We start from the raw sequence: 10,351 nt of genomic DNA on the forward strand, positions 1-10,351 counted from the left end.
AGCGGGTGAGCAACATGTGGTGGAGCAAAGGTAAGGCACGGCAGGCAACGACAGGCGCCAACACCCTGGCGACGCCGATGATCATGTTCCTGGAGCCGCGCATGTTGTTTGACGGTGCGGTCGCGGCCACCGTGGCCGATGCCGCCCAGGCTGACAGCCACGCCACCGCCGATGCGGCGGCCAAGGCACCGACGGCCGAACATGCCTCCGTCAGTAAAGACACCCACGGGCAAACCGATGCGCCGGCGACACCGGCACCCGTGGCGGTACCGGGGCAGACCGTGGTGTTCGTCGACGCCCGGGTCAAGGACTCCGCCGACCTGCTCAAGGGGGCTGCCCCCGGCACTCAGATCGTGCAACTGGATGCGAGCAAGGACGGCCTGCAGCAGATGGCCGACTACCTGGGCAGCCATCAGGGCGTGAGTTCGGTGCAGATTATCGCTCACGGCAACACCGGTGATCTGTGGCTGGGCAGTACCTATCTGTCGGCCGACAACGTTGCGGCTCGCAGCGAAGTGTTGGCGCAGATCGGCCAGGACATGAATGTGGGTGGCGACATCCTGATCTATGCCTGCAACACGGCGCAGGGCACCCAGGGGCTGAACTTTGTCGACTCACTCGCGCAATTGACGGGCCGGGATATTGCCGCATCCACCAACCGCACCGGCGGGGGCGGCGACTGGACGCTGGAAATTGCCACCGGCTCCATCGAGAGCCACACCGCGTTGTCGTACCAGGCGATGTCGGCGTACCAGTACGGCTTGGCCACGATTACGGTGACCAACAACGGCGACAGTGGCGCCGGTTCATTGCGCCAAGCCCTGAGCGATTCGGTGACGGGCGATACCGTGACGTTCAACTCAAGCATGACGGTTAACCTGAACTCTCAACTGGTGATCACGAAGAATGTCACGGTTGCGGGTGATTTGAACCACGACGGCGTGGCGGACGTTACCCTCAGCGGGCAGTACAAGACCCAGGTGCTGAGAGTTAATAATGGGGTGACCGCGACACTCGATGGCCTGGTCATCACCCAAGGGCTGGCGGTCGGGAATGGCGCGCAGGCAGGTGTCGACGGCACAGCTGCGATGGGCGGCGGTATCGTCAACTTCGGTAACCTGACCTTGAATAATGTCACGGTGACCAGTAATGCCGCCTCGGGTGGCGGTGGCGGTGGCGGGGTGACCGCGCCTTATGCCGGTGGCCCGGTCGGCGGTGGTGGCGGTGGCGGCGGTGCGCTTGGTGGGCAGGTCGGAGGCCACGGCGGTATCGCCGGTACTGGTACGGGGGTATACGCCGGGACCTCCGGTAGCGCCAACACCGGTGGCACGGGCGGCTCCTATAGCCCCACCTATATGGGCGGCAAGGGTGGCAGCAACGTAGGGGGAGCCGGTGCTGTAGGCGTCGGTGGCTACAGTAACGGTGGGAGCGGCGGCACGGCGAACAACGGCACTATCAGTATCGGCGGCGGTGGTGGCGGCTCTGGATGGGACAGGCCGGGTCGTGCCGGTGCCTCGGCCAGTGGCGGTATCTACAACGCCACCAGCGGTACCCTGACCGTTGTCGGCACTTCGGTGATTTCCAATAACATCGCGGCCGGCGGTGGCGGCGGCGGCGGTGGAGGGAGTGGTGGCAGTGCTGACCCGGGCGGTGCGGGCGGCAAAGGCGTCGGCGCGATCTGGAACAAAGGCACGCTGTTGATGACCGCCGCCAACTTCGCGGCCCTGAGCGGTAACGTTGGTGGCAGCGGCTCCGGCGGCCAGGCGGCGGGCGGAGGTGCCACGGGCGCTTCCGTGGCGGCCGTAAACAATATCTTCAACGATGGCGGCACCCTGAACACCGCCTACTCACCCACGCCATCAGCAACCATTGTCGTCACCACCACGGCCCAGCACATTGGCAGCACTTCGTTGGTGACCATTACCTTCAGCCAGGCGGTCAACGGGTTCACTAACGCCGACCTGACCGTGTCGAACGGCACCTTGAGCGCTGTCAGTTCCAGTGATGGCGGCGTCACCTGGACGGCGACGTTCACCCCAAATTCGAGCGTGACCAGCGCGACCAACCATATCGTCCTGGATAATACCGGTGTCACCGGCGTGTCGAATGGCCTGGCGGGCAGCGGGACTTCTACCTCCAATAACTACACCGTCGATACGGTACGGCCGACCGCCACGGTTGCGGTAGCCAGCACGGGTTTGAATATCGGCGGCACCTCCGTGGTGAACATCACCTTCAGCGAAGCGGTCTCCGGCTTCAGCCTGGCCGACATGACGGCCTCCAACGGAACCCTGAGCAACCTGGCCACCAGCGATAACATCCACTGGACAGCGACCCTGACACCGACGGGCGGGATCACCAGTGGTGCCAACGTCATTACCCTGGACAACACGCTTTACACCGACGCCTCGACCAATACCGGCACCGGCGTCACCACGTCCAATAACTACAGCGTCGACACCGTGCGCCCCACCGCAAGCATTGTGGTGTCTAACCCAGCGCTGAACATCGGTGGCACTTCTCTTGTGACCATCACTTTCAGCGAAGCCGTCTCCGGCTTTACCAACGCCGACCTGGTCGTCGCCGACGGCACGCTGAGCGCGGTGAGCAGCAGCGATGGCGGCATCACCTGGACCGCCACCCTGACGCCAAGCGCTGGGGTGAGCCATAGCGGTGACGTGATTACCTTGAGTAATACCGGGGTCGCCGACCTGGCAGGCAACGCCGGCAGTGGCACCACCAGTTCCAACGCGTATGCCGTCGACACGCTGCGGCCGAATGCGACCATTGTGTTTTCCAACACTACCCTGGCTATCGGTCAGACCTCCCTGGTGACGATTACCTTCAGTGAGGCGGTGAGCGGTTTCACCAACGCCGACCTGACGATTACCAATGGTACCTTGAGCGCTGTCTCCAGCAGTGACGGCGGTGTGACCTGGACCGCCACTTTCACCCCGACAGCCAGTATCACCAGCCCGACCAACCACATCACGCTGGACAAGACGGGCGTGCAGGATCTGGCAGGCAACGCCGGCAGCGGCACGACCAACTCCAATAACGTGGCGATCGACACCCAGCGCCCGACGGCCACGATAGTGGTCGCCAACCCGATATTGGCGATTGGCCAGACTTCGCTGGTTACAGTGACCTTCAGCGAAGCCGTCACGGGTTTCACCAATGCTGACCTGACTATCGCCAACGGCACGCTGAGTGCGGTGAGCAGCAGTGACGGCGGGATCACCTGGACCGCAACGTTCACCCCGTCGGCGAGTACCACCAACGCCGCCAACCACATCACCCTGGACAATACCGGCTACAGCGACCAGAGCGGCAACACCGGCACCGGCACGACAGACTCCAATAACTTCGCCATCGACACCCAGCGGCCGACGGCGACTATTGTCATCGCCGACCCAGTGCTGAGCGCCGGTGAAACCACGTTGGTGACCATCACATTCAGTGAGGCCGTGAGCGGTTTTACCAACGCCGACCTGACCATCGCCAACGGCACCTTGACGGCGGTGAGCAGCAGCGACGGCGGTATCACCTGGACCGCTACCCTCACGCCGACGGTCGGTGTCAGCGATGCCACCAACGTCATTACCCTGGCCAACGCCGGTGTCGCCGACCTGGCCGGCAACGCGGGCTCGGGCACCACCAGTTCGGCCAACTACACGGTCGACACCGTGCTGCCCACGGCGACCATCGTTGTTGCGGACAGCGCTTTGAAAATTGGCGAAACCTCTGCGGTGACGATCACGTTCAGCGAGGCGGTGACAGGTTTCACCAATGCCGACCTGACGATTGCCAACGGCACCTTGACGGCGGTGAGCAGCAGCGATGGGGGGATCACCTGGACGGCGACCTTCACGCCGAGCAGCGCCATCACCGACGCGACCAACCTGATCACCCTCGACAACAGCGGCGTACGCAACCTTTCGGGCAATGCCGGCAGTGGTACCACCAGCTCCAACAACTACGCTATCGATACCCAGCGCCCAACCGCAACTATCGTGGTGACGGACACTGCCCTGGGTATCGGCCAGACCTCGTTGGTGACGGTGACATTCTCCGAGGCGGTCACCGGCTTTACCAATGCCGACCTGACGATTGCCAACGGCACCTTGACGGCGGTGAGCAGCAGTGATGGTGGCATCACCTGGACCGCGACGCTCACCCCGGCGGCCGGTATCACCGATACCAGCAATGTGATCACCCTGGATAACACCGGCATTGCCGATTTGGCCGGCAACGCCGGCGGCGGCACGACCGACTCCAACAACTACGCCGTCGACAGTCAACGGCCGACCGCGACCATTGTGGTTGCTGATTCGGCGCTGACAGCCGGTGAGACGTCTCTGGTGACTATCACTTTCAGTGAGGCGGTGACCGGCTTCACCAACAGCGACCTGAGTGTGCCCAATGGCACGCTCAGTGCCGTGAGCAGTGCCGATGGCGGCGTGACCTGGACGGCTACCTTCAGCCCGAACGTCGGCACCCGGGACGCCACTAACCTGATCATCCTGGACAATACCGGCATCACCGACCTGGCCGGCAACGCGGGCTCAGGCACCACCAACTCGGCCAACTTCACCCTCGATACCGTACGGCCGACCGCGACCATCGTGGTGGCGGACAACGCGGTGAAAATCGGTGATACCTCGTTGGTGACCATCACCTTCAGCGAGGCGGTGAGCGGTTTCACCAACGCCGACCTGACCGTTGCCAACGGCACCTTGACGGCGGTGAGCAGCAGCGACGGAGGGATTACCTGGACGGCGACCTTCACGCCTACCAACAACATCACCGACACCACCAACCTGATCACGCTGGACAACAGCGGCGTGCAGAATGCCTCGGGCAACGCCGGCAGCGGCACCACCGACTCCAACAATTACGCCATCGACACCCAGCGGCCAACGGCAACCATCGTCGTTGCCAATAACGGCTTGAACATCGGCGCCACGTCGTTGGTGACCATCACGTTCAGCGAGGCGGTCAGCGGTTTCAGCAACGCCGACCTGACCGTCGCCGGCGGTACCTTGAGCAACGTGAGCAGTGCCGACGGGGGTATCACCTGGACCGCCAACTTGACGCCCACCCAGGGTGTAAGCCATACGGGCGACGTCATTACGCTGAACAACGCGGGCGTCAACGACCTGGCCGGGAACAGTGGTGCAGGCAGTACGCTGTCGAATGCCTACAACATCGACACCCAGGCGCCCACCGCCACGATCGTGGTCGCCAACCCGACTTTGGCCATTGGCCAGACTTCTGGGGTGACGATAACCTTCAGCGAGGCCGTCAGCGGCTTCGACAACAGCGACTTGAGCGTGCCCAATGGCACTCTGAGTACCGTGAGCAGCGCCGATGGTGGGGTGACTTGGACGGCGACCTTTACCCCTACCAGCAACATCCGCGACACCACTAACCTGATCACCCTGAATAATGCGGGCGTCAGCGACCTGGCCGGCAACGCGGGCTCAGGCATCACCAACTCGGCCAACTTCACCATCGATACCGTACGGCCGACCGCGACTATCGTGGTGGCGGACAACGCGGTGAAAATCGGTGATACCTCGTTGGTGACCATCACCTTCAGCGAGGCGGTGAGCGGTTTCACCAACGCCGACCTGACCATCGCCAACGGCACCTTGACCGCGGTGAGCAGCAGCGACGGAGGGATTACCTGGACGGCGACCTTCACGCCGACCAACAACATCACCGACACCACCAACCTGATCACGCTGGACAACAGCGGCGTGCAGAATGCCTCGGGCAACGTCGGCAGCGGCACCACCGACTCCAACAATTACGCCATCGACACCCAGCGGCCAACGGCGACCATCGTCGTTGCCAATAACGGCTTGAACATCGGTGCCACTTCGTTGGTGACCATTACGTTCAGCGAGGCGGTCAGCGGTTTCAGCAACGCCGACCTGACCGTCGCCGACGGCACGTTGAGCAACGTGAGCAGTGCCGACGGGGGTATCACCTGGACCGCCATCCTGACACCTGTCGCTGGTGTGACGCATGCTGCAGCCGTCATCACGCTGAACAACACCGGAGTCGATGACCTTGCGGGTAACAGTGGCGCGGGTATCACCCAGTCGAATGCCTACAGCGTCGATACCCAGGCGCCGACCGCCAGCATTGTGCTTGCCAACCCGACGTTGGCCATTGGCCAAACCTCGTTGGTGACCATTACGTTCAGTGAGGCGGTCAGCGGTTTTGACAACAACGACTTGAGCGTCCCTAACGGCACACTGTCGGCGGTGAGCAGTGTGGACGGCGGTATCACCTGGACCGCGACCTTCACCCCGACCAGCAACATTCATGACACCACCAACCTGATCACCCTGAACAACACGGGCGTCACCGACCTGGCCAACAACGCCGGCACAGGTGTCACCCTTTCGGGCAATTTCAGCATTGATACAGTGCGGCCGACGGCGAACATCGTGGTCGACCACAGCGCACTCAAGCAGGGTGAAACGGCTCAAGTCACCATCACCTTCTCCGAGGCGGTCAACGGTTTCACCACTGCCGATCTGAGCGTGGCCAATGGCACCCTGAGCAACCTGGCATCCAGTGATGGCGGTATGACCTGGACGGCGACGTTGACGCCAACGGCCAACATCACCGACACCAGCAACCTGATCACCCTCGACAACAGTGGCGTGCAGAACGCTTCAGGCAACGCGGGCAGCGGCACCACCGATTCCAACAACTACGCCATCGACACCCAGCGCCCCACCGCGACTATTTCCGTGGCCGACAGCGCCCTGAACATCGGGCAAACCACCACGGTGACCATCGCCTTCAGTGAAGCCGTGACGGGCTTCGACCTCTCGCAGCTGAGTGTGGCCAATGGCGTGCTGTCCAACCTGGCGAGCCAGGACGGCGGCAAAACCTGGACCGCCACCCTGACGCCGACGGCCGCTATCACCGACGCGACCAACCTGATCGTGCTGGATGCCAGCCAGGTCAACGACGCCGCCGGTAACGCCGGCAGCGGTATTGCGATCTCCAATAACTACGCGATCGATGGCGAACGCCCCACTGCGACCATCAGTATTGCCAACCCAAGCCTGACCGTCGGCCAGACCACTGTCGTGACGTTCACCTTCAGCGAGAAAGTCAGTGGCTTCAGCCTGGATGACCTGAGTGTGGCCAACGGCGCCTTGTCCAACCTGGCGACCAGCGACGGCGGCAAGACCTGGACGGCGACACTGACGCCAACGGCCAATCTCAACGATCCGAGCAACTTCATTACCCTCGATAACCGCCTGGTGAGTGACCTTTCGGGCAACGTGGGCAGTGGTTTTGCCAACTCCAATAACTACGCGATCAATACCGTGGCATTGACTGGCGACCCACTGTTCCGCGTCACCAACCCGGCACCGCCTCAAGGCGCACCGAACGCTCCGTTGCAGCCGAGCGTGTTTGGCGCGCCGCTGGGCAACCTCGGCTCACCTATCGGCTTCCCGCCGTTGTTCGAGCAACGTCAGCTGGGTGCAGGCTTGCCACCGGTCGGCAGCATCTTTATCCACAACGGCGCGCTGGCACCCAGCTATATCGCCCAGGTGTTCGGCACCGATGGTGCCGGTGACGGCAGCGCCAACGGTTTCCTGGGTTTTGGCGGCGGCGATGGTGGGGTATTCGGCTCAAGCACTTTGTCGAGCCTGTTCAGCCATGAAACCCACGGCGATGACAGCACACTCAAAGCGTTCGACAGCAAACCGATCAACGGCCAGGGCGACCCGGCCCAGGGGCTGCGCGGCGTGTTTGGCGCGCCGAGCCTCGGCCAGCAATTGCAGCAGCTCAAAGACACAGAACAGCGCCAGGTGATGGACCTGGCGCACGCACTGCAACAAGTCGGCATCAGCGAAATGCAGGCTTGAACATACTTAACTCCAGGCGCAGTAACAGGGGCAGTCCAAGGATGAAAACAAGTCATAAGTTGTTCGGCGCCAGCCTGCTGGCGCTGGCGATCAGCGGTTGTGCAGTCACCAGTGAACCGATTGAACGCAGTGTCAGTGAGCAGCGAGCCCGTAGCGATCTGCAAGGTATGTACAAAGGCCAGGAGCCGCTGAATGGCCCGCTTACCCTGCACCAGGCCATGGCCCGTGCGGTTAAATACAACCTCGAAGGCCGCTTGAAGGTGATGGAAGAGGCGCTGGCCAAACGCCAATCCGACCTCTCCAGCTTCGACATGCTGCCACGCATGGCCTTGTCCGCAGGCTATGCCGGGCGCAACAACACCAACGCCTCCAGCAGCCAGAGTGTGCGCACCGGCACCCAATCCCTGGAGCCGTCGACTTCCCAGGACCGCGACCGCCGCGTAGCCGACCTGACCATGGTGTGGAACGTGCTCGACTTTGGCGTCAGCTATATCAGCGCCAAGCAGCAGGGCGACCAGCGCCTGATCATCCAGGAGCGTCGGCGCAAGGTGATCAACACCATCGTGCAGGATGTGCGCTCGGCCTATTGGCGCGCGGTAGCGGCCGAACGCTTGCTGACCCAGATCGACAGCCTGATGGCACGCGTCGACCAGGCCCAGACCAACAGCCAGAGCATGAGCGAACAGCGTATCGGCGACCCGGTGCAGGCGCTGGGTTACCAGCGCTCGCTGATCGAAGCCACGCGCCAGTTGCAGGAGCAGCGCCGCGCGTTGTCGCTGGCCAAGACCGAACTGGCGACGCTGATCAACCTGCCCATGGGCAGCGAGCTCAAGCTGGCCACACCGGACGACTACAGCGTGCCGCAGTTGAAGGTCAACCTGGCCAGCCTGGAACAGGAAGCCCTGGCCAACCGCCCGGAACTGCGCGAGCAGGACTACCAGACCCGTATCAGCGCCGCCGAAACCCGCAAAGCCATGCTGCGCCTGCTGCCGGGCCTGGAGTTTTCAGCCGGGGGGCATTACGACAGCAACTCGTTCCTGACCGACAACCGCTGGGCTGACTACGGCGCCAAGGTCACCTGGAATCTGTTCAACGTGATCTCCGCACCTGCCGCCATCGATGTGGCCAAGGCCGGTGAGGAAGTCGCCACCGCACGACGCCAGGCCATGTCCATCGCGGTGCTGGCGCAGATCTACGTGGCCAATGCCAACTATCAGGACGCGGTACGCCAGTTCAAGACCAACGAACAGTTGGCCAACATTGATGGGCAAATCCTCACCCAGCTGCGCAACCGACATGAGGCCGCAGGGCTGGGCGAACTTGACCTGATCCAGGGCGAACTCAACACCTTGCAGGCGGACCTGCGTCGCGACCTGGCCTACGCTGACCTGCGCAACGCCTACGGCCAGATCTTCGCCAGCGCCGGGCTTGACCCGCTGCCTGAGCAGCTGGACTCCGACCGCGTGCAAACCATCGCTACGGCACTGGCCAGCCGTGAGTCAGCCTGGGCTGCGGGCAACATCACGACGCCGGTGCCGCGTGCCGTCGCCCAGTAACCTGGTGGCGCCGACGGCGAGCATCACGCGCCGTCAACGTGAGGCGCGCAATGGGCATCGCGGTGTGGCGATCTTGCTCACCGGCCTGCCGGCATCGGGTAAATCCACCTTGGCCCAGGGCCTGCAAGCGGCGCTGTTCGAACAAGGCAAACAAAGCCTGGTGCTCGACGGCGACGCTTTGCGCGGTGGCCTCAACCAAGACCTGGGCTTTACCGACAGCGACCGCCTGGAAAACATCCGCCGCGCCAGCGAACTCGCGGCGCTGCTGGTGGACAACGGGCAAATCGTGATCCTTGCGATGATCGCGCCTCTGGCCGAACTGCGTGCGGTGTTTGCCGAACGCCTGGCTGCCGATTATCGGGAAGTCTGGTGCAGCGCCTCGCTGGCGGTGTGCGAAGGGCGTGACCCCAAAGGGCATTACGCCCGTGCACGGCGTGGGGAGTTGCCTGGGTTTACCGGGGTTGGCTCGCCGTACGAACAACCGTTGCACGCCTCGTTGGTATTGGATACCGGCGTGCTGTCGGCGCAACAGTGCGTCGAGCGGCTGTTGGCGTGGCTTGCGCCTGAACTAGACTCTGGGGAATCGTCTTTTTAGGAGGCTCCCATGGAATCGCCAGTGCACAGCTTGCCGTCACTGTTCAAACAACTTGGGCTACCGGATGACCCGGTGAGTATCGAGAAATTCGTGGCGGTGCATTCGCCGCTCAAGCGCGACCAGAGACTGGAAGATGCGTTTTTCTGGACCGACAACCAGAAGCAATTTCTGCGCAGCGAAATTCTGGATGATGCGGATTGGGCTGAGGTGGTGGATGAGTTGAACGTTCTGCTGCATGGTGGGCGATGGGTGCAGAAAACTGAGTAACGTGAAAAACCAGGCTCGCCACCCATCCG

Annotated in this window: 4 protein-coding genes; all 4 read left to right on the forward strand. The window is 62.8% G+C overall.

All coding sequences use genetic code 11. The features are described from left to right. The first annotated feature begins 14 nt into the window (after positions 1-14). The 4 genes from JBE38_RS07405 to JBE38_RS07420 are packed head-to-tail and all read left to right on the forward strand — an operon-like array spanning position 15 to position 10,322. Positions 15-7,904 carry an Ig-like domain-containing protein gene (locus tag JBE38_RS07405; RefSeq protein WP_205344033.1) on the forward strand — a complete coding sequence of 2,630 codons (7,890 nt, stop codon included), beginning with the start codon at positions 15-17 and terminating at the stop codon, positions 7,902-7,904. Positions 7,905-7,945: 41 nt separating this feature from the next. Next, positions 7,946-9,460 (forward strand): TolC family protein, encoded by a 1,515-nt coding sequence (locus tag JBE38_RS07410; RefSeq protein ID WP_090367642.1) that lies wholly within the window; start codon positions 7,946-7,948, stop codon positions 9,458-9,460. Next, a complete protein-coding gene (gene cysC / locus JBE38_RS07415; RefSeq protein WP_060755493.1) occupies positions 9,444-10,055 on the forward strand; it encodes an adenylyl-sulfate kinase in 612 nt (203 codons plus the stop codon). Before JBE38_RS07410 ends, cysC begins: the two co-directional genes overlap by 17 nt. A gap of 9 nt (positions 10,056-10,064) precedes the next feature. Then, on the forward strand, positions 10,065-10,322 hold the full coding sequence (locus tag JBE38_RS07420; protein ID WP_060755494.1) for a DUF2789 domain-containing protein: 258 nt from the start codon (positions 10,065-10,067) through the stop codon (positions 10,320-10,322). The last annotated feature ends 29 nt before the right edge of the window (positions 10,323-10,351 follow it).

The sequence above is a fragment of the Pseudomonas sp. ICBG1301 genome, from assembly GCF_016918385.1.
GTDB lineage: Bacteria > Pseudomonadota > Gammaproteobacteria > Pseudomonadales > Pseudomonadaceae > Aquipseudomonas > Aquipseudomonas palleroniana.

Coding starts and splice junctions, on each gene's coding strand:
- JBE38_RS07405 (WP_205344033.1), top strand. CDS start 15: ATGTGGTGGAGCAAAGGTAAGGCACGGCAGGCAACGACAGGCGCCAAC.
- JBE38_RS07410 (WP_090367642.1), top strand. CDS start 7,946: ATGAAAACAAGTCATAAGTTGTTCGGCGCCAGCCTGCTGGCGCTGGCG.
- JBE38_RS07420 (WP_060755494.1), top strand. CDS start 10,065: ATGGAATCGCCAGTGCACAGCTTGCCGTCACTGTTCAAACAACTTGGG.